This window comes from Actinotignum sp. usb-actsch-213 (assembly GCF_059085665.1).
The window spans coordinates 1-26,790 of record NZ_JBHNSQ010000004.1 but is presented as its reverse complement, the minus strand read 5'-3'; the positions used below and the strand labels follow the sequence as shown (position 1 = coordinate 26,790).

The 26,790-nt window shown below is 61.5% G+C and carries 18 protein-coding genes, 2 tRNA genes, 1 other RNA gene and 2 pseudogenes; 8 read left to right on the top strand and 15 right to left on the bottom strand.

All coding sequences use genetic code 11. The annotated features are described in order from the left end of the window. Window positions 1–1,452 (top strand): annotated as a pseudogene (locus AC5RK6_RS00500) (hypothetical protein); the annotation flags it as partial. A 325-nt stretch (window positions 1,453–1,777) separates the two neighbouring features. On the opposite strand, the gene AC5RK6_RS00495 reads toward AC5RK6_RS00500, so the two are convergent. From AC5RK6_RS00495 to AC5RK6_RS00485, 3 genes are all read right to left on the bottom strand, one after another. Further along, window positions 1,778–1,853, bottom strand: a tRNA-Thr gene (locus tag AC5RK6_RS00495). A gap of 171 nt (window positions 1,854–2,024) precedes the next feature. Next, window positions 2,025–2,924 (bottom strand): DsbA family protein, encoded by a 900-nt coding sequence (locus AC5RK6_RS00490; protein WP_435730972.1) that lies wholly within the window; start codon window positions 2,922–2,924, stop codon window positions 2,025–2,027. A gap of 172 nt (window positions 2,925–3,096) precedes the next feature. Continuing rightward, entirely contained in the window at window positions 3,097–4,914 is a 1,818-nt protein-coding gene (locus tag AC5RK6_RS00485; RefSeq protein ID WP_320757713.1) for a serine/threonine-protein kinase, read from the bottom strand. Window positions 4,915–5,047: 133 nt separating this feature from the next. Here AC5RK6_RS00485 and AC5RK6_RS00480 point away from each other — a divergent pair, with 133 nt between their 5' ends. Together AC5RK6_RS00480 and AC5RK6_RS00475 are read left to right on the top strand one after the other, a co-directional pair. Continuing rightward, window positions 5,048–5,827: an ABC transporter ATP-binding protein gene (locus tag AC5RK6_RS00480; protein ID WP_320757714.1), complete on the top strand. Its 780-nt coding sequence runs from the start codon at window positions 5,048–5,050 to the stop codon at window positions 5,825–5,827. Window positions 5,828–5,855: 28 nt separating this feature from the next. Continuing rightward, the gene (locus AC5RK6_RS00475; RefSeq protein WP_126135697.1) at window positions 5,856–7,109 is read left to right on the top strand and encodes a DUF4032 domain-containing protein; all 1,254 of its coding nucleotides are present in this window, start codon (window positions 5,856–5,858) and stop codon (window positions 7,107–7,109) included. Between the two features lie 49 nt (window positions 7,110–7,158). On the opposite strand, the gene AC5RK6_RS00470 is transcribed toward AC5RK6_RS00475, so the two are convergent. From AC5RK6_RS00470 to ffs, 5 genes and pseudogenes are all read right to left on the bottom strand, one after another. Then, the gene (locus AC5RK6_RS00470; RefSeq protein ID WP_320757716.1) at window positions 7,159–8,214 is read right to left on the bottom strand and encodes an aspartate-semialdehyde dehydrogenase; all 1,056 of its coding nucleotides are present in this window, start codon (window positions 8,212–8,214) and stop codon (window positions 7,159–7,161) included. Then, a complete protein-coding gene (locus AC5RK6_RS00465) occupies window positions 8,211–9,476 on the bottom strand; it encodes an aspartate kinase (RefSeq protein ID WP_320757717.1) in 1,266 nt (421 codons plus the stop codon). The genes AC5RK6_RS00470 and AC5RK6_RS00465 overlap by 4 nt, the downstream gene beginning before the upstream one ends. A gap of 395 nt (window positions 9,477–9,871) precedes the next feature. Further along, window positions 9,872–10,477 (bottom strand): annotated as a pseudogene (gene recR / locus AC5RK6_RS00460) (recombination mediator RecR); the annotation flags it as partial. After that, entirely contained in the window at window positions 10,477–13,179 is a 2,703-nt protein-coding gene (locus tag AC5RK6_RS00455; RefSeq protein ID WP_320757729.1) for a DNA polymerase III subunit gamma and tau, read from the bottom strand. The pseudogene recR and the gene AC5RK6_RS00455, both read right to left, overlap by 1 nt. A gap of 62 nt (window positions 13,180–13,241) precedes the next feature. Beyond that, window positions 13,242–13,338: signal recognition particle sRNA small type (gene ffs, locus AC5RK6_RS00450), an RNA gene on the bottom strand. A 165-nt stretch (window positions 13,339–13,503) separates the two neighbouring features. Here ffs and AC5RK6_RS00445 point away from each other — a divergent pair. The 3 genes from AC5RK6_RS00445 (at window position 13,504) to AC5RK6_RS00435 (ending at window position 15,473) form a co-directional block, all read left to right on the top strand. Continuing rightward, complete coding sequence (locus AC5RK6_RS00445) at window positions 13,504–14,652, top strand: acyl-CoA dehydrogenase family protein (protein WP_320757718.1); 1,149 nt, start codon at window positions 13,504–13,506, stop codon at window positions 14,650–14,652. 24 nt (window positions 14,653–14,676) lie between these two features. Beyond that, window positions 14,677–15,273 carry a YbaK/EbsC family protein gene (locus tag AC5RK6_RS00440; RefSeq protein WP_320757719.1) on the top strand — a complete coding sequence of 199 codons (597 nt, stop codon included), beginning with the start codon at window positions 14,677–14,679 and terminating at the stop codon, window positions 15,271–15,273. A gap of 115 nt (window positions 15,274–15,388) precedes the next feature. Further along, window positions 15,389–15,473: transfer RNA gene (locus AC5RK6_RS00435), tRNA-Ser, on the top strand. Between the two features lie 187 nt (window positions 15,474–15,660). On the opposite strand, the gene AC5RK6_RS00430 is transcribed toward AC5RK6_RS00435, so the two are convergent. From AC5RK6_RS00430 to AC5RK6_RS00420, 3 genes are all read right to left on the bottom strand, one after another. Next, window positions 15,661–16,041, bottom strand: coding sequence for a hypothetical protein (locus tag AC5RK6_RS00430; RefSeq protein WP_026429023.1), 381 nt, complete (start codon window positions 16,039–16,041; stop codon window positions 15,661–15,663). Further along, window positions 16,038–16,259 carry a type II toxin-antitoxin system HicA family toxin gene (locus AC5RK6_RS00425; protein WP_236624477.1) on the bottom strand — a complete coding sequence of 74 codons (222 nt, stop codon included), beginning with the start codon at window positions 16,257–16,259 and terminating at the stop codon, window positions 16,038–16,040. The genes AC5RK6_RS00430 and AC5RK6_RS00425 overlap by 4 nt, the downstream gene beginning before the upstream one ends. 1,059 nt (window positions 16,260–17,318) lie before the next feature. After that, a complete protein-coding gene (locus tag AC5RK6_RS00420; RefSeq protein WP_320757721.1) occupies window positions 17,319–18,878 on the bottom strand; it encodes a uracil-xanthine permease family protein in 1,560 nt (519 codons plus the stop codon). A gap of 405 nt (window positions 18,879–19,283) precedes the next feature. Here AC5RK6_RS00420 and AC5RK6_RS00415 point away from each other — a divergent pair, with 405 nt between their 5' ends. Beyond that, window positions 19,284–19,880: a LytR C-terminal domain-containing protein gene (locus AC5RK6_RS00415; protein WP_320757722.1), complete on the top strand. Its 597-nt coding sequence runs from the start codon at window positions 19,284–19,286 to the stop codon at window positions 19,878–19,880. A 71-nt stretch (window positions 19,881–19,951) separates the two neighbouring features. Here the strand turns inward: AC5RK6_RS00415 and AC5RK6_RS00410 are convergent, their stop codons facing one another. The 4 genes from AC5RK6_RS00410 to cysS are packed head-to-tail and all read right to left on the bottom strand — an operon-like array spanning window position 19,952 to window position 24,553. Continuing rightward, window positions 19,952–20,500: an ASCH domain-containing protein gene (locus tag AC5RK6_RS00410; RefSeq protein WP_320757723.1), complete on the bottom strand. Its 549-nt coding sequence runs from the start codon at window positions 20,498–20,500 to the stop codon at window positions 19,952–19,954. Next, window positions 20,493–22,049 (bottom strand): hypothetical protein, encoded by a 1,557-nt coding sequence (locus tag AC5RK6_RS00405; protein WP_320757724.1) that lies wholly within the window; start codon window positions 22,047–22,049, stop codon window positions 20,493–20,495. The genes AC5RK6_RS00410 and AC5RK6_RS00405 overlap by 8 nt, the downstream gene beginning before the upstream one ends. Then, the gene (gene rlmB, locus AC5RK6_RS00400; RefSeq protein ID WP_320757725.1) at window positions 22,021–23,043 is read right to left on the bottom strand and encodes a 23S rRNA (guanosine(2251)-2'-O)-methyltransferase RlmB; all 1,023 of its coding nucleotides are present in this window, start codon (window positions 23,041–23,043) and stop codon (window positions 22,021–22,023) included. The genes AC5RK6_RS00405 and rlmB overlap by 29 nt, the downstream gene beginning before the upstream one ends. Window positions 23,044–23,050: 7 nt before the next feature. Further along, window positions 23,051–24,553, bottom strand: coding sequence for a cysteine--tRNA ligase (gene cysS / locus AC5RK6_RS00395; RefSeq protein WP_320757726.1), 1,503 nt, complete (start codon window positions 24,551–24,553; stop codon window positions 23,051–23,053). 169 nt (window positions 24,554–24,722) lie between these two features. On the opposite strand from cysS, the gene AC5RK6_RS00390 reads away from it, so the two are divergent. Further along, window positions 24,723–26,033, top strand: a complete 1,311-nt coding sequence (locus tag AC5RK6_RS00390; RefSeq protein ID WP_320757727.1) for an MFS transporter — start codon at window positions 24,723–24,725, stop codon at window positions 26,031–26,033. Window positions 26,034–26,790 lie beyond the last annotated feature (757 nt).

Here is a 26,790-nt window from a genome sequence, read left to right as displayed (position 1 = left end):
AGCGCTGCTCTTGCTGTTGTGCTCGCCGGGATAGGTTTGCTTCTACCCACCACTGTTAGTGGCTCCGACATGCAGTGGGGTCGCGGTATTAATTCCCTGACTGGCGGCGCGGTTAACTGCCAGGGCGGCGATACCTGTGTGGAGAAAGTGGGTGACGTCGCCCATGTGACCTATACGGTACAGACCACTCCCCTAGTTCTATCCTCTGACCATATTCAAACAACACGAGGCACCTCCATTTTCGTACCCTCTGTACTGGAAAATGTGAAATTCACTCTCACCAGTGTCCCGGATCGTGCCTGGGAGGTTGCGGAGAATTCTGATCTTCGCGTAACAACTACGATTCCAGTAAAAAGCGTGGAACAAGACATTCCCGTTATTGGGGTTACGCGCGATTCCTCCGGTTGGCTAGAAAGGCCGGGCAGCGGCGGGGTCATTTCCACCGATTTCACCGATCCAAACTTCGGGATATGGCATACTCCGGCAAGCACCGCAAAGGCGGGTGAAGAGCCATCATATCTTGGCTATAGTGCGCCGGTGAAAAATATGGAGATGTACGACGAATACAGTTTCGGCATTAACGAGCCGGGTGTTTTCACGATCAAGGTCGAAGGCGATGTCACCGTCCAATCAGAACTCACCGTTCTTCCTATCCGTGCAACTAACAAGCTCTGGAAGTGTAGTCAAGAAGGCGGTGGGCCCGGCTCCTATGAGGAGGGATGCCAAAATCTCCAGCAATATCATTGGGCCCGTACGGGTGATTTGCCCGCTTACTCGCTGACCGATCCCGGCACCAATAAGTTCCTCCTCGGACACACTACCCCCGCAGGCCTGACCGGCTCACCCCAGTGCATCGTCACCGGAGAATCGGGCCGCACCGATCTTATCGGTACCGATATTGGAAGTTCTGCGTCGGTTTATGATCACTATTCCTCCACCTTCGCACTCCACTCAAATCCTGCGGTTACCTACTACCTGAGTGGCATCAACGAAGATGGCTGTGACCAGGCAGCGGCAGTCGTGAAGATTTGCGAGAAGACGACACCGGAGGACAAGAAGCCCGACAATCCCGGAACATCTGATACCGGTACCCCCGCCACGCCTAGCACCCAGCCCACCGCCCCGGGCACCCCGGGCGATCCGGAGACGCCCGGTAATGAGCCAAGCACACCGAGTACCCCGGGTAGTCAAACCCCAGACGCTCAGCCCAGCACTCCGGGTAGCCCCAACCCCGGAGCACCGGGAACTCCTGGCGCCACTACCCCCGGAATCTCCACCAGTGAGAACCCCGGCCAGAATCCCTCCGAAGGCCCGCAGGTAACGAAGAAGCGCACCCAGCCCCGGCTGCAGCGCACCGGTGCCTCGGCCGTCTTTGGCCTGGCAGCCGCCGCGGCCTTGCTCCTCGTGGGCATTCCAGTGGTCACGCGCAGCCGAGCCAAGCGCACGGCGTAGCGCCTTAACCGCGACGCGGGAGAGGGCCGGTCACCAGACCGCGCCGTCTCCCGCGTTTATTTTCCGGGCACGAACGCCCCTGGGAAGATGATTTAAATATTCGTAAAGGCCAGATCAGGAATTAACAACACGCCATCCTCAGCAACTATTTTTCCTATTGGCATGTAAAACAACCACTACTCACAAGCCGCTGACCTGCATCTTTACACATTTTATTATGCATGCGCCCGTTTCATCCGGCTCACCTGACCCATCTGCTTCCACGCAGCTACATCACATAAACGGTTACTTCACGCGAGTAGTGTTTCTGAAATATATGTTGTAGTGGAGCCCCCGGCAGGACTCGAACCTGTGACCTGCTGTTTACAAGACAGCTGCTCTACCAACTGAGCTACGGAGGCAATTCTTGCCCAGCACACCTGCTGAACAAGGAACCAGAGTTTATCATGCCAGAATCCCCCCTCTGGAACAAATAGGGATCCCGAGAGCTGAGCTCCCAGCGGGGCGGCGCGAAGCGACCGCCCCGCTGCGGCGTCGTCGTACCACAAGGGCACGTGGCACCGGGGGCAGCTCTACTTGAGTGCGTCCAGCGCGGCGGTGAGCTTACCGTCGGTCCAGTCCGCCACCTGCTTGCCGTTGAGAAGCACGGTGGGGGTGCCGGTGAAGCCGTCGGCGCTAAACTGCTGGAGCGACTGGCCCAGCAGTTCGGAATACATGGCGGGCTTTCCGTCCCCAACGGCCACATCCGCGATCATCTGCTCGGCTTCGGCATCGGTGAGACCGGCCTTCTTACCGAGCTCGGCCAGCTGCGCGGTCTGCGGTACCGGCACCTTTTCCTTCGCTTCGAACAGCGGGGCCGTCATCGCGAAAATCTCATTGTGGTAGGCCGCGAAAACATCGGGGCGATGCTCCGCAACCCACAGCGCCGACGCGGAAGCCGTATGCGAGAATTCATACTGGGATTCCACCACGAGCGGGTGGTAGACCAGCGTAATCTCGCCATTCTTCGCGCGCTGGGTGAGCTCCTCCGCGTAGGCGGTTTCCAGGCGGTTACACCATACGCACAGGTAGTCGAAGTAAATATCAACAACCGGCTTGCCTTCGTTCACGGTGCCGGCCGCCAGCGAACTACCCACGCTCACGCCCACATCCGGGGTCACGTTTTTCGGCAGCTGCGTGGTGACCTTCGGGGCGGCGCGTTCGGCCAGCGCGGTGGCCGGGGCGCTCGGGTACACGGCCGCGGAGCTTTCCTGCGTAGCCGGGGCGCCCGCATCATCCTTCTTATTCGAGAGGATGAACCAGACGGCCGCCGCGATAAGCGCCACCACCACAACAGCCGCCACAACCGCGAGCGCGCGATTGCGCCGCGCCCGCTTCTTTTCCTGTTCCTGGAGCCGGGCCGCCGCCGCGCGCGCGGTTTCACGCCGCTGTGCCGCGGAACTTTGCCGGTTATTCTTCTGAGTCTGTGCCATTCACTTTTCCTCGGTTACGACGACGCGCCTGCGGCCACCCGGCCACTGCGCCTTTCACCCTGACTTTAACATGTCAATTATCGCCGCTTTCCCTGGGAAAAGTGAGGGCGGGCCGGGTGACATTGCCCGCGCGGCCAGTTTGGTGGGCCGCCCTACCGGGCACGCCGGCCGTTTAGCGCCCCGCGCCGCCCACCAGATCCTTGACCATCGCTACCAGAGGTTCGCCGTAGTACCCGAAGCTGAGCGGGGTATCCGCGGGCACGCCCAGCACCCCACCAAGGGCCAGGAGCGCGATCCCGGCCGCGCCGGCCAGCAGCAGCACGGTCCAGAAAACTCGGTAGGGGCGCGTTGGGGCTAGGCGCGCAAAGACAACAGCACTGCCGCCCCGCACTACCCGCCCACTCGGGCCGAGCCACGAGATTCCCACTCCAGCGAGAGCGGCCACCGCGCCCGCGCCCGGCCCGGAAAGCCCGCCCAGCCGCCCAGCCACGTAGCCGAGCGTGACCGCGAGGAGCCCGATGCCGTGCAACGGAATCACGCTGAGGGCACTTTCCGCGAAGGTGAGCGGCGCGCGCAGAATTTGCCCCAGGTGTTCGCCGCGGAACGGCCCGCCTTCTTCTGCACGACGCCGCCGCAGCCGCGCTGCGTTCCTCTCCGCAAACGCCAAGCTCACCGTGACAAGCGCATAACCTACGTACCCGGCGATCTGCCAGGAAGCCACCAGCGTGCACAGCAAGCCGCCCAGTGCGAAGCTGAGGATCGGGGTGCGCCGCGGCGGGCGGGCCCACAGCGGGAGCGGCGCGGGTTCCAGTGGCGCGACCCCCTGATAAGAGGCGGCTTCCGGCTGGGAATCAACAGCAGCGGGACTGAAGGTGGCCGGCGTGGTGGGACCCGGCGCAGCTACGGGGTAGGGGGTGGTGGCCGGCCCAGCTTGCGGATAGGGAGCAGTGGCCGATCCGGCGTAAATGGGCTGGGGCCATGTCTCCGGGAAAGCGCTGGGCACGCTATCGGTGGCGTTATAGCTCGGCGTCTGGTTATGACTCAGCGTTGGATGACTGCTCGGCTCGGGGTTGTGACCCAGTTCCGGGTTATAACCCAGCGCTGTAGTCTCTGCTTCCATCGCGGCCGCCCCGGGAAGGGCCGCCGGCACGGTTGCATCCATCTGGGCGGGCAAGGCTCGGGGCGAGGTAGCGGCGTCGTCGTACCATGAAACCGGATCCGCGAGGGCCGCGACCACCGCGTCAATCCCCCAGCGTTCTTCTACCGGCTCCGCGAGCGCGGCCCGCAGGGCGTAGGCGATACGCGGGGGTGCGCCGGTCACGTCCACGTCCCCCTCCAGAACGCGACGCATAATATCCGCCGGGTTCGCGCCGGGATACGGATCGTGCCCGGTGGTGGCGAAAGCGATGACCGCGGCGAGCGCCCACAGGTCAGCGGCTTCGTCCGGGGCGTGGCCGCGCAGTACCCGCGGGTCGAGATATCCGGGCGTATGAGTAACCGCGCCGGACATAGTGAGGCGGCTATCACCGCCTGTTTGCGCGATGCCGAAATCAATGAGAACCGGGCCGTTCGCGCCGAGCATGACATTGGACGGTTTGAGATCGCGGTGCAGCACCCCGAGGCGATGCACGGACGTAACCGCGGCGTGGAGCTGGCGGGCAAGCGTCACTAATTCCGCCGGCGGGTAAGGACCGTCCACACGCACATCCTCCGCGAGAGTAGGACCTTCCACCAGCTGGGTGACGATAAAGGCATCCTCCTCATCCGTTTCGGCATCGAGGACCTCGGCAACATAGGGCCCGCGCACCCGCTGCAACATCGCAACTTCGCGCCGGAGGCGTTCGCGCCCGGCCGGCCCATCCACGGCCGCCGGGTGGAGGAGTTTCAGGGCTACGCGGGTGCCGGCACCATCCGCCGCCTCGTAAACCGTGGACATGCCGCCGAAGCCGATGCGCCGCATCAGCCGATAGCCACCAATTTCCTCCCGCATACCTCAAAAATACCGAAGTGTGCCGGCCGGCGCATTTTTTACGCGGAGTTCGCCCTCGTATTCGAGTTCCTGACGTGGCATAATAGTTGATGAGCGTGTCAATGCCGACCGCTGTAACTGATGGAGAATTCCCATGGCTTCTGTGTCACTCGTCAACGCGACACTGTACTATCCCGATGCGCCTGCACCGGCGGTTGACCACGTGAATCTCCATATCAACGACGGCGAATTTTTCGCGCTTACCGGCCCGGTTAGCTCCGGTAAATCCACGGTTTTACGCATGATTGCGGGGCTGGAGGATATGGACTACGGAGCGGTACTGCTGGACGGTGAAGATGTCACCGCGCTGCCGCCATCCATGCGCGACGTAGTGATCGTATTTCAGAATTACGCCCTGTATCCGCATATGACGGTCGCGGATAATATGGGCTTCCACCTGAAAATAGCCGGGGCGGACCCCGATGATATTGCCGCGCGAGTGGCGCAAGCAGCAGATATTTTAGAGCTCACCGAGTTCCTGGACGCGAAACCCGCCCAGCTCACCCGCGCGGAACGCCAGCGGGTCTCCATGGGGCGCGCGGTGGTGCGCCGGCCGCGTATTTTCCTCATGGACGAGCCGCTGAAAAATATGGATGTGGAAATTCGCGATGAGATTCGCGAGCAGATTTCCGTACTTCAAGAACGCACCGGCATCACCACGGTGTACGTAACGAACGATCCACGCGAGGCTTTCAGCTGCGCCCATCGGGTAGGCATCATGGTGGATGGCGCCCTCCAGCAGGTGGGAACCCCCGCGGAAATTCTGGCGGACCTCACCACGCCCGTGCGGGCCTTCTTGGAAGAAGCCGGAATGGTGGAGGCGGGGGCGCTGGTTGATGGCACGCCGGGCTCGCGAGCTTTCGGCTACGATTAAGCCGCAGCTACTCCCGGAAAGGACACTCATGCGATCCTCGCTATCCATTATGGCGGCTAGCGTTGAACCTGACCTCCTCGATCTGCCGTGGAACGTGGCGCTCGAAGAGTGGCCGCGTGATCTCATCGCTGCGCTCCCGCGCGGTATTTCCCGCCACACCGTGCGTTTCGTGCGTCTCTCCGGGCGGATCATCGCTATTAAAGAGATTTCCGAACTGGTGGCGGTGCGCGAATACGAGCTGCTGCGCACCTTAAAGCGCCTCGGAGCGCCCTCGGTGGAGCCGGTCGCGGTGGTCTCCAAACGCACCGACGCGGAAGGCAATGCCCTCAACGCCTGCCTCATCACCGAGCATCTTCCTTTCTCCCTCCCCTACCGCGCTATTTTCGGGCAGCAGCACCGGCGTGCCACCATTGCCCAGCTCATCGACGGGCTGGCAGTGCTCCTGGTGCGGCTGCATCTTCTCGGGTTTTTCTGGGGTGATGTGTCACTCTCAAATACCCTGTTCCGCCGCGATGCGGGAACTTTCGCGGCCTATTTGGTGGACGCGGAAACCGGGGAGCTCTACAGCCCGATCACCCAGCGTAAACGCGAATACGATATCGATGTGGCCCGCACAAATATCATTGGCGAGCTTATGGACTTGCAGGCCGGCGGTGTCCTGCCCGAAGATTTTGACACCATCGGGGTGGGTGATACTTTCGCTGATCGCTACTTCGAACTGTGGGAAGAAATCACCGCGCAGGTGGCTATCGGCCCGGATGAAAAGTGGAAGGTGACCGAGCGGGTACGCCGCCTCAATGACCTGGGCTTTGACGTGGACGAGATCGCCATTGATTCCGGCCCGGACGAAGACCGGCTCCTCATCCAGCCGAAGATTGTGGAGGCCGGGCATTATTCCCGCAAGGTGTGGCGGCTGACCGGCCTAGATGTGGAAGAAAACCAGGCTCGGCGTATCCTCAACGATATTGACGAATACGCCGCCCTCCACAATAAGAGCGGCAAATCCGACATGATGATCGCCCACGATTGGCTCGCGGATGTCTATGAGCCGACCGTGGCCGCGATCCCGCCCGAACTTACCGCAAAGCTGGAGCCGGCCGAGCTCTTCCACGAAATCCTCGAGCACCGCTGGTTTATTTCCGAAGACCAGCAGCGTGATGTTCCACAGGCCGAGGCCGTGGCCTCTTTCGTGGAGAAAGTGCTGCGCCACCGGCGTGACGAATCAACCTTCCTGGATGGAGAAACCGGGGAGATCCCCGCGGTTACCGCCACGCCGGAATAAGCGCCGCACCGGGGGCACGTACGGGGCGCGACGGCGCCGCCCCTAGCCCCTAGGCCGCGCTGTTCTCCGTGAGCTCCTTGATGACCAGCTCAGCCAGCTGGATGGTATTGAGGGCCGCGCCCTTGCGCAGGTTATCGGCCACGCAGAAGAAGGCCAGCCCGCGCCCGCCCGGCACCGAAGGATCACGCCGGATGCGGCCCACGAAGCAGGCGTCCTTCCCGGCCGCATCCAGGGGATTAGGCAGATCAACCACCGCAACGCCGGGGGCTGCTTCGAGCAGCTGGATAGCGGCTGCGACGTCGACCTCCCTCTCAAACTCCGCGTTGACGGACATCCCGTGCGCGGTATACACCGGCACACGGACGCACGTTCCCGCCACCGCGAGATCCGGGATACCCAGAATCTTGCGCGATTCGTTGCGTAGTTTTTGCTCTTCGTCGGTTTCGCCGCTGCCATCCTCAGCGAGGTTCCCGGCAAACGCGACCGCGTTGAAAGCGATGGGCGCCCGGTAGACCTCAGGATTGGGCAACTCAAGAGCGTGCCCGTCCAGGGCGAGGGCTTCCACATCCCCGCCCAGCGCGGCGCGCACCCCGGTGGTCAGCTCGTGCACGCCTCGTACCCCGGAACCGGACACCGCCTGGTAGGACGAAGCAATAAGGCGAGTGAGCCCGTAGGCATCGTGCAGCGGTTTGAGAATCGGCATGGCAGCCATGGTGGTGCAATTCGGGTTGGCGATAATGCCCTTGGGGCGGCGCGCGATATCTTGCGGATTCACTTCGGAGACAACGAGGGGCACCTCCGGGTCGCGGCGCCACGCGGAAGAATTATCAACGACGACGGCACCTGCCTCCACGAACTTCGGCGCGTAGGTGCGCGAGGCATCCCCGCCGGCGGAAAACACCGCAATATCGATGCCGGACAGGTCAGCGGTGGCAATATCTTCCACCACGATATTTTCGCCCCGGAAAGGAAGTTCGGTACCGGCTGAGCGCGCCGTCGCAAAGAAACGCACCCGATCCACCGGAACCTGGCGTTCTTCCAGCAGGGCGCGCATAACCCGCCCGACCTGCCCGGTTGCTCCCACTACTGCCAAGGTAATGCTCATCGACCTGTCCCTCCGTATACGATTGCTTTTTCGCTGGCATCCAGCCCGAAGGCGGTGTGGACCGCGCGGGCGGCCGCGTCCAGCACATTCGGGTCCACCACCACGGAAATGCGGATCTCCGAGGTGCTGATCATATCCACATTGACGCCGTTATCCCCCAGTGTCTTGAAAAGTTTGGAGGACACGCCACTGTGGGAGCGCATTCCCGCACCCACGATGGAGAGGATACCGATTTCGGAGGTGACAGCGATGTCTTCAAAACCGAATTCGGCCTGGTTGGCGCGCAGCGCGGCGACGGCGAGATCCACCTGATCGCGGGGAACCGTGAAGGAAATATTGCTCAGACCCACGCGGGTGAGCGCAGTGTTCTGCACGATCATGTCAATATTGCAGTCCGCTTCGGCCACGCAGGAGAAGATTTTAGCAGCGGATCCGGGAAGGTTGGGCACGCCGGTGACCGAAATTTTCCCTTGGTTGCGGTCGTGTGCCACTCCGACGACGACGGCGTCTTCATATCCGCCCTGTTTCGCGGTTTCTTCCACTATCCACGTCCCTTCGTTCTCGGAGAATGATGATCGTACGTGCAAGGCCACATTGAATTTCCGGGCGAATTCCACTGCCCGCAGGTGGAGCACTTTCGCTCCGTGTGCCGCTAATTCTAGCGTTTCTTCGTAGCTGAGTTCGCGGCGTTGGCTAGCGGCGGGAACGATCCGGGGGTCCGCGGAGAGAACACCATCCACATCCGTGTAGATTTCACACACGTCTGCGCCGAGGGCGGCAGCGAAGGCCACGGCGGTGGTGTCGGAGCCACCCCGCCCGAGGGTGGTGACGTCATTGGTGTCGTTCACGCCTTGGAATCCGGCAATAATGGCGACGGCGCCGTCTTGCACGGTCCGGAAAATACGTTCGGGAACGATCCCGGTAATGGAGGCATTGCCGTAGCGCGCATCGGTGTGGAGGCCGGCTTGCTGGCCGGTGAATGCGCGGGCGACGACGCCTTCGTCATTGACGGCCATGGCGAGGAGGGCCATGGAGATGCGTTCCCCCGCGGTGAGGAGAATATCGAGCTCCCGCGCGGGCGGGTTATCGGTGACGTTGTGGGCGAGGTCCAAGAGATTATCGGTGGTATCTCCCATGGCGGAAACCACGACAACTACTTTGTTTCCGGCTTTGCTGGTCTGGGCAATTCGTTTCGCCACTCGTCTGAGTCCGGCGGGATCGGCGACCGAGGATCCCCCGAACTTCTGCACGATGAGTGCCACATTAACTCCTATTTTTCCGAGACATATTAATGGTAACTGGAAGCGCGTCGCCACCCGCGGGGCTTTCCGATATTTTCAGGTGAGATTGTTCTCCTGCTCGGCTGCCTGATGGGGCGCCGCATTTGGGCTGGACGCTGTGCTTTACGGTGATCCCGGAGCTGAGCTGCTTAGTTGTGCTCGCCGTGCGTTTCCGCGACTGGGGCGGAAGGCGTGGTGCCCGGAACCACCGAGGGCATTCGTCCCGTGTCTGTCATACCCGTGCCGGGCATGTTTGTGGTGCCCGTGCCGGTGGTTTCCAGTGTGGTACTCGTGGTGACAGTTTCTGTGCCGGTAACACCCGCGGTGGTGATGCTGGTTTCTATGCCGGTAGTGGCCGCGGTGTTCGCGGTTGTTCCGCTGGTAATGCGGGTGCGGCCTTCGAAGGCACGCGAGAGTGTGATTTCGTCAGCGTATTCGAGGTCTCCGCCAACCGGGAGTCCGGAGGCGAGACGGGAGATCGCGATACCGATGGGGGTGAGGAGACGAATGAGGTAGGCCGCTGTGGCATCGCCTTCAATATTGGGATCGGTGGCGATAATAACTTCGGTGACGCGGCCATCTTGGAGGCGGGTGAGGAGTTCGCGGATGCGCAGGTCTTCCGGGCCGATACCTTGGATGGGGTTAATGGATCCGCCTAGAACGTGGTAGCGCCCGCGGTATTCGCGGGTGCGTTCGATGACCATAATGTCTTTAGCTTCTTCGACGACGCAGATCACGGCATCACTACGCCGGGTATCTGAGCACAGTGAACAGATATCGGTTTCGGTGACGTTACCGCAGATCTGGCAGAAGTGGACGCGTTCCTTGACCCGGAGCATGGCTTCCGCGAGCGCCCGCACTTCGGGTTCTTCTTGTTCGAGGAGGTGGAAGGCGATGCGTTGGGCGCTCTTCGGGCCGATGCCCGGCAGACGCCCGAGCTCATCAATGAGCTCTTGCACGGCACCGTCATACACCCCCGCCACTACATTCCTCCTTGTACGGTATCAATTTCTTCAACAATGGTTCCTGAGAGCATTTCCACCACAACGTGCAGCCCGACCACATTGCTCTGCTCGATTGTGGGATCGTCCAAGGAGACATCATCCTCCTCAGTAGGATACCCCACCCCCGGCTGCGGTGCGCCATTATGCTGGCCATTCGAGCCATTCACGCTGTTCAGAGCGTTCGCACCGGCGACGCCACCCCCGCCATTGATAGTCGCGGGCGCGGCACTAGCCGGCGTGGTGGGTTCACTACCAAAGGGGGTACGACCTGCGGACGTACTATCATCACCCGCACTGCCGTGGCGGAGCTGGCGCAGGTGTTCCCGCGCGTCATAGGTGGGGATTTCCTGCGTGCGTTGCGGCGGGCGCGGGATATGGAAATCTTGCGCGGGCCCGTGTGCGGGAAGCTGCCCGGACATATCTCCCGGGCCAGCGAAGGGTTGCGGCATGGGCATGTTCTGGAGATAGAACGGAATCTCCCGGCCGGAGTTAGCTGGGCCGGCATTATCGCCCTCGGGGCGACTCGCGCTTGCACTAGCCCCGCCGGAGCTGACCGGACCCGAACTAGCCGAACGGGACGCGGCGGTTTGCCGGCTGGGCGGGTAGTATTCCGCGTCATCCGGATCGGAAAGCTCTTCGGGTTCGGGCCATTCATCATCCCCGACTGCTTTACCGGCACTGTTGGCAGTTTCCGGCCGCGCGGATGCAGCGCCAGAGCCCGAGGAAGCGGGAGTGGCCGCCGCGGTGGCGGCATTAGCTTTTGGGTGGGCACCACCGCCATCAGAAACACCCGGACGAGGCTGGGGAGATAGCGCTGAGGACTGGGGAGGCTCCGTATGTGCCACCCCACCCGGCTGCCCCGCAGCATCGGACTGCTTTGCCGCCGCGGAAACAACCCGCACGGTGACGGGAATAGAGGTGAAATGCGAAAGGTGCGCGCTCAGGCGTTCCACATTGCGTGTATCCTGCAAGGCGCCAAGGACCTTCTCTGAAGAAAACTCCAGGGCGACCTGGTTTCCCCGCGATCCGAGAACCCGAGTAGGCCCGGAGAAAATAGCTTGGGCGAAACGCCCGGAGGACGTCACCTCCGCCCACCTAGCTGTGAGCTCCGCGGCGTGATCCGGCTCTGATTCTTCCGGAGCCGGAGCCTGCTCCAGGCTATCTTCACGCGGTTGCGGTGCTGGCGATTCACCGGTTGGCTGAACAGTGTGCTGAACCGAATGTTCTTCCGCTTGCGGAGCACGCTGCTCCACGGACCGCTCCGCAGGCCGCTCCGCGGCTGGCGACGTGGGTGATTCCGTGGCCTGTTGAGGAACGGGCTGTGCGGAAGCTGCGGCGGCGGAGTTCTGCACCGAAACGGAAGTAGCAGGCTGCGGCGCGGCAGCGGACGGAACGCTAGGAGATGCCGAAACCACCGGGGTCCCGCGCTGTGCCGCGGCCGCTGCGGCCGCTGCTGCCCGCGCCTTTTCCCGCGCGATGTCCTGCGGTGATTTCCGCGCGGTCCCACTGGCCCCAACTCCCGGCCGCACCCCCCTGTTTTTCTGCTCCGCACCGCCGAGCGCCACATCCGAAGGCAATGCCGCACCGCTACCGGGAATCAAAAGCCGAGCGCAGAGCAACTCCAGCTGCAAGCGCGGCGACGTTGCGCCGACCATCGCGGAGAGAGCCTCGTTCGCACGCTCGGCACTTTCAGTGGCACGCGCCGCACCCAGCGCCTGCGCTTGGGTGCGCATGGTGGCCAACTGGTCCTGCGGCAATTCACCCAAAGCATCCGCCGCGGCTTCCCCCGCTAAATCGATGACGATCAGATCGCGCAGGCGCTGGAGCAGATCTTCCACAAAACGGCGCGGTTCATGACCGGCACCGATCAGTTCTTCGACGACGCCGAAAAGCTGGCTCCCCGAACTTTCGGCAATAGCGTTGACCGCACGATCCAGCAGACCACTATCCGTATAACCCAGTAGCGCAACCGCCTGAGAATAGGACAGCGTGGACGTTTCCGAACCGCCCATGAGCTGGTCCAGAACCGAAAGGGAATCGCGCACCGATCCCCCGCCTGCCCGCACCACCAAACCGAGCACCCCCGGTTCCGGGGTAATGCTTTCCTCCGCGCAGATCTGCGAGAGGTACTCCTCCATCCGCGCCGGGGACACCAGGCGGAAAGGATAGTGGTGGGTACGCGAGCGGATGGTGCCAATTACTTTTTCCGGCTCCGTGGTAGCGAAAATGAACTTGATATGAGCCGGGGGTTCTTCCACGAGTTTGAGCAGGGCATTGAAACCCTGGGTGGTGACCATATGGGCTTCGTCAATAATGAAAATCTTGTAGCGATCCCGGCTGGGGGCAAAAGCCGCGCGTTCAACCAAGTCACGGGCATCATCCACCCCGCCGTGGCTGGCCGCGTCCATTTCCACCACGTCCAGAGAACCGGGGCCATCCCCCGCCAGCTCCCGACACGAGGCACATTCCCCGCACGGCGTATCCGTGGGTGCCTGCGCGCAATTCAAGCAGCGGGCGAGGATGCGCGCCGAGGTAGTTTTCCCGCACCCGCGCGGACCCGAGAAAAGATAGGCGTGCACCGTACGCTCGCCGCGCAACGCAGCCATGAGGGGACGAGTTACCTGCTCCTGGCCGATAACATCTTGAAAACGCTCCGGGCGATACCGCCGATACAATGCCATGCTCACGAGTATCAGTCTACGGGGTACCTACGACACGAATCACGCGCGCGAAAAACCTGTGGATACAAGACGCCCCACGCACCCGCCAGAGCTCGCATACCCTTGCTGCCTTCCGGCCCTGGGGGAGTTTTGCAAGATGACGCCACGTGGGGAGTCAGGTGCCAGTCTAAACGAGTTCGCGGGGAATGCAAAACGCAGGGATAGGGCCCGGCTTCATTTTCACCATTTTTTGTGTCGGAGGCCCGCGGTACACTCTCTAGCGTGAGTGGGCGATCCCCGCGGTGGCGGGAGTATCGCCGTCGTCCACAACAACAGGGAGAATCAATGGCTTTCCTTACCGAAGATCTATTGGAAACACTGCGCTCGCGGGCGGCGGCGGTGGATGCCGCCAATGTTTTCCCGCGTGAAGACTACGAAGATTTGAAGCAGGCCGGCTACTACGGTGCTTTTGTCCCCAAGGAATACGGTGGGGCCGGCTTGAGCCTGGTTGAAATTTGTGCGGAACAAACCCGTTTAGCGAAGTACGCCCCGGCCACCGCGTTGGGCATTAATATGCACCAGATTATTGTGGGGCTCGGCCGTCACCTGGTGCGCAACGGCGTGGCCGCTGGGGAAAAGATCCTACGTGAAGCCGCGGCCGGTAAGCTCTTCGCTTTCGGTATTTCTGAACCGGGTAATGACCTAGTGCTTTTCGGTTCGCTCACCCGAGCTGAACGCGATGAGGCGGGGTACCGGCTGTACGGCACCAAAGTTTTCACGTCCCTCGCGCCCGCGTGGGATTACCTCATGACTTTCGGCGCGCTCAAGGATGACTCCGGGGTGCGTGATGTTTTCGGCCTGGTTGAACGGGGCGACGGCGGCTTCGCCATCAAGGATGATTGGAACACCCTCGGGATGCGGGCCACCCAATCCAATTCCACGGTTTTGGACGGCGCGCTACTTCGCGATGAAAACGTCTTGGGAATCGTGGCACCGGGCCCGAATAAGGAACCGGTTGTTTACGGAATCTTCTCCAATTTTGAGATTCTCCTCGGTGCTACCTATCAGGGTATTGGTGAACGCGCCATTGAGGTCGCGGTGGAGCATGTTAAGAAGCGCCGCTCGGTCCTCCACAATGATGTTTACGCAAATGATCCCGATATCCGCTGGCGTATTGCGGAAGCCGCACTCACAATGAACGCGGTGGGTCCGCAGCTGCGTGAACTGGCTGCACATATTGACAGCGGGGAGCTGGGCGGAGCGGATGAATACCCGCGTTTCTCCGCGGCCAAGAATGTGGCGGCGGAAGCGTCGCTGCGCACCGTGGAAGAATGCATCCGCGCCTGCGGAGGAAGCTCGTACTACGCGGGTCATGAACTTTCGCGACTCTACCGCGATGTGCTCGCTGGACTTTTCCAGCCTTCCGACCAGGAGTCCCTCCACGGTTCCTGGGCAAGCCTGGTGCTCGGGCCCGTCACGCGCAAGGAGAACTAGCCCCAGAAATCAAGGAGTCTATGTATGAGTGAATCCGTACCCGAAGTTTCTTACAGCGCGAACGTGGATCGCACGCTGCTCGGTGAGCTTCCCTGGCAGCCCGCGCTTGAACATCTGGATTTGCTGGCTGCGCCGGTGGCGCAGGGCCTACGGACCATTGCACAGAGCCATCCTGAGCTCGCAGCGCAAGCTCTGGTCACAGAGATTGACCCGGACTTCGCGGATACCGAACCTATGACCGAGCACTACGGGCTCGATTTAGCGGTGTCGTGTAATTGCGTGCTGGTGGCCGGCAAGCGTGAAGGTGAGGAACGGGTGGCGGCCTGCGTGGTGCGGGCAACTACCCGCGCGGATGTGAACCACGTGGTGAAGAAATTCCTCAACGTTCGCAAGGCTTCGTTCTGGCCTACCGAGCTGGCGGTGGAAGCTTCGGGTATGGAGTACGGCGGGATTTCCCCGGTTGGGGTTCCGCAGACATGGAATCTCCTGATTGATGAGCGGGTGGCTGCCGGAACGGCTCTTATTGGCTCGGGGTTGCGCCGCTCAAAGCTCGTGGTGCCGGGGGCACTGCTCGCGCAGCTGCCCGGTGCGCACGTGTTGAACAACTTGGCAATTGAGTAACAATCGGTGATCGCACTAACTGTGCGATCAAATAACGTGGGCATCACCTCATTGCGCTGGGTGGTGCTCACACCCGAATCTACGCTAAGCTGTACAGGCAGTTTAAAACTGCCCTGGAGGATTCGCCTAGTGGCCTATGGCGCACGCTTGGAAAGCGTGTTGGGTGCAAGCCCTCGGGGGTTCGAATCCCCCATCCTCCGCAATAGGTTTAGCCCCCAAGCCGGATAATCGGCTTGGGGGCTAAGTTTTTGTTGAGCTGCCGCGGGAAAGTCGGCGTCGGCGCGACGGTTTCGTGTCGCGTTTGTTCTGGTCTTTGGTGGTCTTTTTGGGGTTCTTGGGGGTACATTTGGGGGTACCCGTTCGGGGTACAAAGCAGTACCCCCAAAGTTACGCGGCAAGCTGGCTGACACGTCCCGCAGTAATACCGAGAGCCGACGCGATTTCCCGCGTAGAGTACCCTTCCTCCCGCAAAACATGGATGGAATGCAAGGTTGCTTCCCGCAGACGGGCCTGTTCAACTTGGAGCTCGAGCCTCCTCTTAGCGATTGCGAACGCCACCTGAATCTCCGGGCTTAAACCTTCACCAGCTTCTAGCTGGATATTGAATTTAGCTCCGCTGGGTAAATCTGCAGCGAGAACGATTGCATCCATCATTCCTTTGCACAGTTTTTTGAGGGTGGGGGCAAAGTCTACAGCTTCGGGAAATTCCACACACTGACCAAGCCAGTCGGTTTCCTCGCGGGTTACAGTAACGCGGTAGGTTTTCATTTTGTGAGCCATCCTTTCCCAAGTATTGGGGCGAGTTGTTTTTCGATGGTTTTCAGGGTTCCGATGCGAATGTCGTGGCTCCCATGTTGTGGGACAGTTGCGAAAACGGTCTGTCCGTCGCGCGTGAGTTTGTAGCGGCGATGTGAACCTTCTTGCCGGACGCATTCGCCTCCCACTCGCTCAATGCGTTTGTTGATTTCTCTCGCCTTCACACCCATGAATTTAGCCGCTAAACAATAACATGTCAAGGAGCTAAACACCCCAAGCCTCCCGGACGCCCGAGGAACAAGGGGTTTTCCCGAGATGTACCGCGCACGTACGACAAGTGCAGTACAGGTCTGAGAACACCTAGCACCCCGACGGGACACGTGTGACTACTGGGCATCTTGAGATTACAGCACTTCCAGCGTAGTACGACTTGCCCCCTCACCTCTCATATATGAACATAGGTACCCAGCTCGACGGCCCACACCTTCGATGGCTATGGACGGTAAGATATGTATCGCGGCGCTTTGATGGGCGCTTCATCGATGAAGTAACGCAAAACTTCATGCCGCTTTATTTATACAACCATAGACGAGGGAAGTTATATCAGCACCACTGCAGTGCTCCGGATGCGGTAGCAACAATATTTCCGTGCAATTCGTAGAAAGCGGTCAGCACTCCGCCCGTAAAGGACTCGGCGGGCTTGGCCGTCTTAACAACTCGGCACGGAAAGTCACTGGGATGATGACATTCGGTACATCGAACCTTTTTTGGAAGAAATCTGAAGGAACCATCCACACGAAAACAAAGAACGGCAAAATGGCCATTTGCCAAAGCTGCGGTAATAGCTGGAAAATCTAGAGATTCTTCCGATTTACCCCGTAGGCACATGCTGCCTGCGGGGTAAATTGATTCTCACAACATGGTCCACCTTATGAATGAGCATGGCCACCGTAACTCCAGCTAATCATGAAGACCGTCGTCGCCAATACCTTCGAGCTGCTCAACGTGGAAAATACCGGTTTCTGCTTTACCCTCAGGCCAACTGTCACGGAATAACCGCCGCGGGGCGGGAAGCTTCTTCGGCTTCCCGCCCCGCGTGCATCCATTTATTTTTTGAGGCCGGCGCAGTTCTCGACCGATTTCCGGTCAAGCCCGGCCAAGTTCCAGCCAGGTTGCGGTCCACTCTCGGTCCGGTCTCAGCCGAATTCCCGTCCGGCCCCGCCCCGAATCGCCACGCCATTCGCGCGAGTCCGGGCCGCCTAGCTGCGCCGTCGTACCAGAAGATGCCGCTAGTTGCTAGCGTGCGTGCCCTCCGCACCGCGCGAAGCATCGCGCGAAACGTCCGCGCCGCTCACGTTATCCGCACCTGCGGCACCGCCCGCGCGCGTCGCACCTTCAGCATGCCCCGCGATTTCCACGAGCTCTGCAAGCTCCGGTGCGCTCTGCACCCGCTGGCTCGCCGGCGTGCGCGCCAGCTTCCCATCGGGCTGAACATCCCAGGACCGTTCCAGGTGACCTTCCGCAAGCTCCGCACCCGCGGGGGCCGAGGCCGGCGTCGCCGGTTCGAGGGACGTACCGCGCAGGCGCGAAACCGCGCGCATGCAGTGGTAGATAATAATGGCACCGAAGGAACCGAGCGCGATTCCTTCGAAGACCATATCCCCCACCGCCCAGGTGTAGTTCGCAATCGCAACCACCATCGCCACCGCGGCGGTATTGAGATTGACCGGATCGGAGAAGTCCACGCGGTTCTGCACCCAGATACGCACCCCAAGCATCCCGATCATGCCGTAGAGGATTGTGGCCGCGCCACCCAGCACCCCGGGAGGAATCGTCGCAACAACCACGCCGAACTTCGGGAACATGGACAGCAGCAAGGCGCTCACCGCCGCCACAATGTAGGCCGCGGTGGAGTAGACGCGAGTCGCAGCCATCACTCCGATGTTTTCCGCGTACGTCGTGGTACCCGAGCCCCCGCCCGCGCCGGCGAAAACGGTCGACAGGCCATCAGCGAACAGCGCCCGGCCGGTTACCCCGTCCAGATTGCGGCCGGTCATCGCGGACACCGACTTCACGTGACCCACGTTCTCCGCGATCAGCACCAGCACCACCGGGACGAACAACCCGAGGGTGGACACATCGAAAGCCGGGGCGTGGAAAGTGGGGACACCCACCCAGCTGGCATCGCCAATAGCGCTGAAGTCCACTTCGCCGCGGATGCAGGCGCATACATAACCGATAATGACGCCGATGAGGATGGAAAGACGCCCGATAATGCCCTTGAAGAGAACCGTGACCGCGAGCACCGCCACGATGGTCACCACCGCGGTCACCGGCGCGGCCTTGACGTTATTCCAGGCAGCGGGAGCCAGGTTGAAGCCGATGAGTGCCACGATCGTGCCGGTCACCACCGGGGGCATGAGCTTATCGATCCACCCCGCACCGAAGACCATGACGATGAGGCCGACTACCAACAGGGCCGCACCTGTCGAAATAATGCCACCCTGGGCGAGCGCCATCCCGTGCGAATCAATGGGACCGCCGCCCTGGGTGTAGCCGGTCACCGCACCGATGGGCGCAATGAGGGCAAAAGAAGAGCCCAGGTAACTGGGCAATTTTCCGGCGGTAATAAGGATAAAAAGAAGGGTTCCGCATCCCGTGAAGAACAATGTCGTCGAAGGATCGAAACCCGTTAATAGGGGAACGAGGAACGTTGCGCCAAACATTGCAACAACGTGCTGCATTCCAATGCCGATTGTGGCTGGCCACCCCAGCCGTTCGTCCGGTTGAACCACCTCACCCGGCGCGATGCGCACACCGTCGCCGTGAAGTTTCCATACTTGTGCCATGAATGCTCTCCTCGTTGCTCTTCGCGCGGGCTTACCCGCACATCAGAAGGAATGGGTTCGCAATCTCGCAGTGGCGACCGGGGTACCGCGTGGCGACCGGCCCGCCCACACTCGTTTGAACCTGAATTAGTGTATGGCTTTTTGCGGTCGCTGCAAGTCCCGCGCGACTCGCTTCACAGGGGCGACGACGCCGCTACCGCTCAAAAACTAGGTAAACACTACGTAAACGAGGGGAGATGGGATGTGTCACAATGCCTGCATGAGCATACACACGAGCAGCCCACGCACCTAGGCCGCTAGCTACCGTGCCAGCACCTGCACAAACACACTCACGAGCACGGCAATGCGGGCTATCTCCCAGCGCGCGCAGCTGCTTTTTTAGGTCTGGTGAACTAGCGTTAAACCGTGACCCAGCAGCATCTTGGGCCCCGCGAGGCCTACCGTCGTAAGATCCAGCAGCGCCAGACCGTGGTGTTCAGCATCGTGTCCGGGGCGCTCGCGATTGTTTTTGCCCTCTGCCTGCTCATCTGGCTCGGCATTCTTCCTTCCCCGATCAATAAGGAATTCGCCGCCGATCCGGATCCCGATGAAGTCACCATTCCCTGCCTGAGCGCCCCCACCGCGCCGCTGGAGCTCTCGAAAATTAACGCTAATGTGTATAACTCCACATCCTCGAGCGGACTCGCAGCGGAAGTTGCGCATAACCTCGCGGAAATGGGGGTCACCGTAGGAACGACGGCGAACTGGCCAGCCGGTGTGGATAAATACGGTGCTATTGTGCAGGCCGGACCCGATGGGCTGGCTGCTGCCTACACCTTAGCCACGTACATTCCCGATTCGGTGGTGGGATTTTCTAATGACACCACAGGCCAAACGGTCACGGTGATCCTGGGGGAGAAATTCGATGCGCTGCGCAGCCCGGAAGATGCCGCTGCCCAGCTTACCGACGGACAACTCACTTCCCCGGACAGTTGCGTACCGGTCAGCGAGGCACGGAAGTAGGCGGCCAGCTTTAGCCACCCACAGTTCCCGGCCAGCTTGTGCTTGGCGCTAGCCTAGCTGCGTGCAACCGGCTACTTTCCAGCCACCGCGCCCGGCCCGAGGTGATCATCGCGGTCTGAGTACAGCACGGTAAAGCGTTCGACCACTACATCGCCTGCCGGATTAAATTTCAGCCCGGCAGCTGCCGCTTCCGCTCGGAAAAACTCCGCGTGGGTAGCCCGCCAGCTTTCCAAACTGCCGTCCCCTTCACCTTCGGCCCGCGCGATATCTGTGTCCACCTCCGCGAAGGGCATGACCTCCACGCTATCGGTGCGGATAAGGGCACGCGGGCGTTCCGCCCCATCCAGCACGATCGCTAAATCGCCTTTTTCGGGAAGCGGCACATCTTCGGCGCGGTAACTATCCGCCCAGCTTGACGTCGCAGTTTTCCTCCCCGCCACAATGAGTTCGGCAATCTCGGTGGCTTCTTCGGAGCTGAGGCCGAAACTAAATGCCGGGGGCCGGAAAGCGGAAATCGATTCGCCACCCGTGATGACCTCGAGCGGGTTGATTTTCCCGCGGGTGACCGCACGGGCCCAAAAAGCTTCGAGGAAGCCTTCTACCTGGGTGTTCTCACTCATGGGTATCCTCCTCGGCCGGTGCGAATGGTTGTGTGGCAGCACCCGGGTTGAGGCCTTCGGCCTCCAGGGCAGCGTTAAGCCATTGGGTGGTAAGAATGCGCACCAGGGCATTAGCGCCCAGGGCCCCGCCCGCAATGGTCAGCGCGCGATACCCGCGTTTATTCCAGCGCCGCGCTCCGGCGATAACCATCGCCAAGCCCAGGCCGGCCTGAGCGGAAGAAATAATCTCCAACAGCCGTGGATGATCCAGGTAGAGACGCCGATATACTTTCCACATCCCAGCCGGGGCGGAACCGTAGCCGGATACCTCATACGCCAGGGATGCTTTCATGCGCTCCGGGAAAGCCTGCGGCGTGAAAACGGTAGCCTCCGGAATATCCGCGGCTTCCCGCTCGCCGCGTAATACTTCGCCCACAGCTGCCGGCAGGCCTAGCACCTCGAGGAAACGCGGCACTGCTTCGGATACCGGGGCGGTCAGTGCCTCGGTCAGATCCCCGGCATCTACCTCCGGGAAATCATCAAGGATACGCCGCACCCGCGCACCCGCTCCCAGCTCTTCCCGGGAGAAAGCCGCAGCTGCGCTATCGGCTTCCACGTGCGGGAGGTCCTGGAGAGTATCGAGCCATTTCCAATAGGTAATACCGGAGTTCTGCCGGATGACCAAGACCGGGTTGCGCCAGCTCGGCGCCGCCCCGGCAGTGGAGAGCACGATCACGAATTCGGGCCGCCGCCCGATCTCTGCGTCGCGGGCCAGGGGCACATCGGCCACCATAACATTGGCGTTCCCATGCTCGAAAACAGCCACCGGTTTTTTGATCCGCGCCGCCAGACCCGGCACCCGCGCAAAAGGCACATCCGAAATCGCCACCATAGGCCCGTTGTGCATGGTCGGTATTTTTCCTTCGTCACCGGGCAGCAGCGGGGAATCAGAGACCGGCGCATCCCCGCCAACTTCGCTTGCTGCCGGATCCGCCGCGGGAGCGGCGGCGGCGTCGTTATGAAAATGCGCGTCCGCGTACGCGAGATCAGCTTCCGTGACATCCACTTCACCCAAATCAATATTCGGGTACACCACGTAACCATCCACTTCAATGTGGATTTTGCGCAGTTCGTGATCCATTTTTTGGGCGAAATCCACGAGGTTGAGGCCGGGAACGATACCGGGTTCCTCCTGTGTGTTCCCAATATCCGCACCCGTTCCGGAACGCTCGTTCCCGGGATGCTCTGCGCCCTCCGCGTCTGCCTCATCCGCTCCAGACCGCGTTCCAGACTGCGCACCGGACGTAGGAACGCCGGGCGCACCCGCAGCACCGGAAGCGCCGGGATCCGCGGTGTCACCTTCCGCCTCGACCGCCTCCAGGACACTCCGGATCGTGGCCACGCGGCGCCGCTTGCCGGTCACCGCAATCTCAAAACGGAAAATATCGCCGTCGTGATCCCCACGAACCACCACGCCTTCGCGCGCGAAGAAATCTTCAAGTTGGGCGGGGCTAGTCAGGCTCTGGTCGAGCCGCTGCACCTCACCGCGAACCGGCCTCCACTGATACATTGTCCCCTCCGTTCATCCGTGCCCGGATCCGATCAACCTGGTAGAGCGAAATTCCCGTGGCGACCGCGGCGTTGAGCGACTCCATGCGCGCAGCGATCGGGATTGAGGCAATCGCATCGCATTTATCACGAATGAGCCGCGCCAGCCCGCGCCCTTCCGAGCCGGTCACCAGCACCAGCGGAGTATCTGCCAGGCTGAGGTTCTCCACCGTGGTGGAGCCGCCGCCGTCCAAACCGACCACGAAATATCCCATTTTCTTCAGTTCGTCGAGCGTGGATGCCAGGTTCGTTACCCGCGCCGTCGGTACAATCGACACCGCCCCGGCCGACACCTTCCACACCGTGGCATTCACGCCGGCCGCGCGGCGCTCCGGCACGATGACCGCATCCGCGTTGAAAGCCGCCGCGCTGCGCAGCACCGCCCCCAGATTATGCGGGTCGGTCACCGAATCAAGGGCCACGAAAAGCGGCAGTGGCCCGCCCGCTTCGTGGCGCTCCAGAGCCGCGCGTGCCTCTTCAATTGCATCCGCGTACTCGTAGGGCGGCACTTCAATGGCCACGCCCTGGTGCACGGCGTTCTCCGTCATCCGGTCGAGCTCGCCGTGGGAAACTTCCACGAGCGGCGCACCCAGCGCGGTTGCCTGCGCCACCAGCTCGGCCAGGCGCTCGTCACCCACCGCGGAAGTCTGCATAAAGACCCTGGTCAGAGGCACGCCGGCCCGCACCGCTTCACGTACCGGATTCCGCCCGCAAATCAGTTCGTGGCCGGCCGCGGTATGCAAGTCACGGCGCAGCTTAAAGCTGTAACGCTCGCGCGCTTCGGCTTGCGCTTTGCGGGCATCGCGCACCTGCTTTTCTTTATAGGCCTTGTGGTAGACCCTTTCCTCCGCTTTCGGGGTGGGGCCCTTGCCTTCCAGGCGCCGGCGGTTATTCCCGCCCGAGCCGACCGTGGCGCGCTTCTTGCCCTTGGGGCGCCGGGTGCGTCCGTCTCCCATATTTCTCCTACTTTTCTTCCGCGCCGGTGGCGGATTCTTCTACGTTGGTGGCGGAATTTTCCGTGCCGGTTGCGGGTTCTTGCGCGTTTTCTAGGTGCCAGTGGGCACCGTCCACCGAATCTTCCACCGCAATGCCGGCCGCGTGCAAAGTATCGCGGAGCGCATCGGCCCGGGCCCAGTCTTTCGCGGCGCGCGCGGCCGCGCGTTCCGCCAGCATGGTATCAACGACGGCGCCCAGCGCCCGCGCGGTCGCTTTATCAGTACCACTGGAATTACGCCAGGGTGCAGCCAGGGGATCCAGCCCGAGCACATCGAGCATGGCCCGCACCCGCACCTGGGCGGCGCGCACCCCGGCGCTGTCTCGTTCCGCGAGCGCGGCGTTCCCGCGGCGCACCTCCTCATGGATCACGGCCAGCCCACTCGAAACATTGAGGTCATCATCGAGGGCCCGCACGAATGCTTCGGGTAGATCCGCCGGACCCACGGCCGCGATTTCTTCCGCCGGTACTTCTTCAGTGGCGGCAACCGACCGTTCCACGAATCCGGCCAGGCGCTCCCACACCGCCCCGGCTTCCGCCAGGTTTTGCGGCGTGTAGTCCACGGTGGAGCGGTAGTGGACCGTTCCCAGCGCGAAACGCACCACCGCCGGGGATACCTGCGCGGTAACATCCTCCAACGAGACGACATTCCCCAGGGACTTACTTATTTTTTCGCCATTAATGGTCACCCAGGCGTTATGCATCCAGTACCGCGCGAAATTCCGCCCCGCCGCATGCGCCTGCGCCTGCTCATTTTCGTGGTGCGGGAAACGCAAATCGATCCCGCCACCGTGAATATCAAATTCTTTACCCAGGTAGTGGGTGGACATGGCGGTGCACTCCAGATGCCAGCCCGGGCGCCCGCGCCCCCAGGGAGTATCCCAGGCCGCGCTTTCCGGCTCACCCGGCTTGGGTGCCTTCCACAGCGCGAAATCATGCGGATTGCGCTTATCGCTTTCCCCGCCGTCCTCATCCACCACCATATTTTCAAGCTTTTGGCGGGTGAGGGAACCGTAATCCGGTAGGGACGCGACATCAAAATACACATTGCCGGGTTTGCCCACATAAGCATGGCCGGCGTCGATAATCTCCTGGATAAGCGTGATCATCTGCGGGACGTGCCCGGTAGCGCGAGGCTCATACGTGGGATCCAGCACGCCGAGAGTACGGTAGGCGGCGCTGAATTCCTTTTCGAAACGGTAGGCCCACGCCCACCACGGAGCACCGGCCTGCGCGGATTTATCGAGGATCTTATCGTCAATATCGGTGACATTGCGCACCAGGCGCACCTCATTGCCGCAGCGGCGCAGCCACCGCACCAGCACATCGAAGGCCAGAGCGGAGCGAATATGCCCGATATGCGGGGACCCCTGCACCGTAGCGCCGCACAGGTACACACTGACCTTCCCGGGTTCCAGGGGAACGAAATCCCGGACGGCACGGGCTGACGAATCATAGATCTTGAAGCTCACGTAGCCAGTTTACCCGCTCCCTGCCGGCCAGGCAGCGCCCTTCCTCTGCTGGTGTACCCGGGCCGTGCTACTGCCTGTGGCCGAAGCTGCGCCGTCGTACCTATCCCCGTACTACTTCCCCGCGAGTGCCGTTCAACGCCTCGTTACCCTCCTCGCCTACGATGAAGCCATGCATAACACTTCCGCGCGTTCCGTTCTTTTCAACCGCCGGGTTTTCCCGTGGGCGCTGTGGGACTGGGGTTCGGCAGCTTTTAACGCCGTCGTCACGACCTTCGTTTTCACCCCGTATCTGTCCAACGAAAAATTCTTCGGGTCCCAGGCCAATGCCTTGATCGGCTGGGGCTTGGCGCTCGCCGGGCTGCTCGTGGCACTTATCGCCCCTGCGGTGGGGCAATGGGCGGACCGGTCGGGAAAGAAAAATTCCCTCCTTACCCTCACCACCCTCGTCACCATTGCGTGCATGGCGCTGCTGTTCTTTGTGGCACCCTCGCCTTCCTACCTGTGGCTCGGGGTAGTGCTGCTGGCTGTGGGCAATATTGTTTTCGAGATCGGTTCGGTGGTCTACAACGCGATGGTCACCGATATTTCCACACCGGCAACCCTGGGCCGCATCTCCGGTTTCGGCTGGGGCATGGGATACGTGGGCGGTATCGTGCTCCTCCTCATCCTCTTTATTGGCTTCATCAGCCCGGATACCGGCTGGTTCGGGGTGACGAGCGCGAACGGTATGAACATTCGCGTGTGTATGATCGCCTGTGCGCTGTGGACGCTGATTTTTTCCGCCCCACTTATGGTGCTCTCCCGTGACGAAGCTCCGCGCGGGGAACAATCCCGCGGCGTTATCGCCGCCTACCGGGCTATTTTCCGCTCTATTGCGCGGCTGTGGCACGCTGATCGCTCCACGTTCTGGTTCCTGATTTCTTCCGCGATTTACCGCGACGGTCTGGCTGGCGTCTTCGCTTTCGGCGGGGTGCTCGCGGCCCGCGTTTTCGGTTTCACGCCCGGAGAAGTCATGATTTTCGGCATCGCGGCGAATGTGATCGCGGGGGTTGCGACCATTGCTTTCGGGTGGTTGGAAGATATTATCGGCGCGCGCCGCGTTATTTTGATGTCGCTCACCCTTATGATCGCGTGCGGCTGTGTGTTGTTCTTTATGCACGACGCCGGAAAAACCCTCTTCTGGGTCTTCGGCTCCCTACTGTGCATTTTCGTGGGGCCGGTCCAGAGCTCTTCGCGTACCTACCTGGCGCGCCGCGCCGGCCGGGAGAATAGCGGCGAGCTTTTTGGCCTCTATGCCACCACCGGCCGCGCGGTTTCTTTCCTCACCCCGGCGCTTTATTCGGCTGCGATTATGAGCTTCGGTTCGCTGGCCGGGGTGAGTGGGGATGCCGCGGCCCACTACGGCATTCTGGGGATTATCGCGGTGCTCGCGGTGGGGCTGGCCGCTTTCTACGGTTCGCTGCGCGCCGGGCGGCGATAACTCTGGCATCGGCCGCCGGGGAAGCCCGGCGCTCATCTGCGGCGAGCCACCGCAGTCCCAGCGGGGCACTATATGTTTTCAGAGCTGTAGTGCATTTGTCGTACATGCGAAGTACACCCCAGAAAACACTCCGCCTCCCCGGCGCGGCGCAGGTGGAGTGAGTCGTTCTCAAGCGCCGAGGCTGCACAACGTGCATTTTGGACCGTTGGGTGCGCAGATTGTACGTCACTGACAATAAAACAGGGAAAAACTGTCACCCACGTACATTCCGTTAGCCGGCCTGGTCGCTCACTTCCTCGAAGTGGGCATTCTGGACAGGCGGACCTGCACAGTGGGCGTAAGGAACCCAAACCCCGATGAAAACGGTGCTGTTATGCCCACTTTGTATCTCAGGGTTGGCTTGGTGCCGGCTCGGTGGGCCCGGGCGGGAGCGTACTTAGCGAGACGGATGCTGGATCGGGTTGGGTAGGGCCGGCCTCCAGCCCCACGACGTGGCGCCAAAGTGGTACTAGAGAACATCGGACTGCACAGAGTGGTACTGCACGACAGGAAACCGTGCTTTGACCGTAGCTCCAGTACCACTCTGTTCGTGATCACCGGGTGCCGATGCCACGCTGGTGTAAGCAGCGGTCACAAAGTGTAAATTCCGGAGACGGGGCTCGCGTAGTGCAAGCCCAGAGCAGAAATCGGGCCACAATGGTGCCTGGATGTGCACCCTGTTGTGAACTGAGGACAGCCCGCCATGGGCAACTCATTT

Excerpts from the sequence above, each read along its gene's own strand:
- AC5RK6_RS00470 (WP_320757716.1), bottom strand. The coding sequence starts at position 8,214 with ATGAGCATTACCTTGGCAGTAGTGGGAGCAACCGGGCAGGTCGGGCGG.
- AC5RK6_RS00405 (WP_320757724.1), bottom strand. The coding sequence starts at position 22,049 with ATGTATCAGTGGAGGCCGGTTCGCGGTGAGGTGCAGCGGCTCGACCAG.
- AC5RK6_RS00485 (WP_320757713.1), bottom strand. The coding sequence starts at position 4,914 with ATGCGGGAGGAAATTGGTGGCTATCGGCTGATGCGGCGCATCGGCTTC.
- AC5RK6_RS00445 (WP_320757718.1), top strand. The coding sequence starts at position 13,504 with ATGGCTTTCCTTACCGAAGATCTATTGGAAACACTGCGCTCGCGGGCG.
- AC5RK6_RS00420 (WP_320757721.1), bottom strand. The coding sequence starts at position 18,878 with ATGGCACAAGTATGGAAACTTCACGGCGACGGTGTGCGCATCGCGCCG.
- AC5RK6_RS00475 (WP_126135697.1), top strand. The coding sequence starts at position 5,856 with ATGCGATCCTCGCTATCCATTATGGCGGCTAGCGTTGAACCTGACCTC.
- AC5RK6_RS00430 (WP_026429023.1), bottom strand. The coding sequence starts at position 16,041 with ATGAAAACCTACCGCGTTACTGTAACCCGCGAGGAAACCGACTGGCTT.
- AC5RK6_RS00390 (WP_320757727.1), top strand. The coding sequence starts at position 24,723 with ATGCATAACACTTCCGCGCGTTCCGTTCTTTTCAACCGCCGGGTTTTC.
- AC5RK6_RS00455 (WP_320757729.1), bottom strand. The coding sequence starts at position 13,179 with ATGGCATTGTATCGGCGGTATCGCCCGGAGCGTTTTCAAGATGTTATC.
- rlmB (WP_320757725.1), bottom strand. The coding sequence starts at position 23,043 with ATGGGAGACGGACGCACCCGGCGCCCCAAGGGCAAGAAGCGCGCCACG.
- AC5RK6_RS00425 (WP_236624477.1), bottom strand. The coding sequence starts at position 16,259 with ATGGGTGTGAAGGCGAGAGAAATCAACAAACGCATTGAGCGAGTGGGA.
- AC5RK6_RS00480 (WP_320757714.1), top strand. The coding sequence starts at position 5,048 with ATGGCTTCTGTGTCACTCGTCAACGCGACACTGTACTATCCCGATGCG.
- AC5RK6_RS00440 (WP_320757719.1), top strand. The coding sequence starts at position 14,677 with ATGAGTGAATCCGTACCCGAAGTTTCTTACAGCGCGAACGTGGATCGC.
- AC5RK6_RS00410 (WP_320757723.1), bottom strand. The coding sequence starts at position 20,500 with ATGAGTGAGAACACCCAGGTAGAAGGCTTCCTCGAAGCTTTTTGGGCC.
- AC5RK6_RS00490 (WP_435730972.1), bottom strand. The coding sequence starts at position 2,924 with ATGGCACAGACTCAGAAGAATAACCGGCAAAGTTCCGCGGCACAGCGG.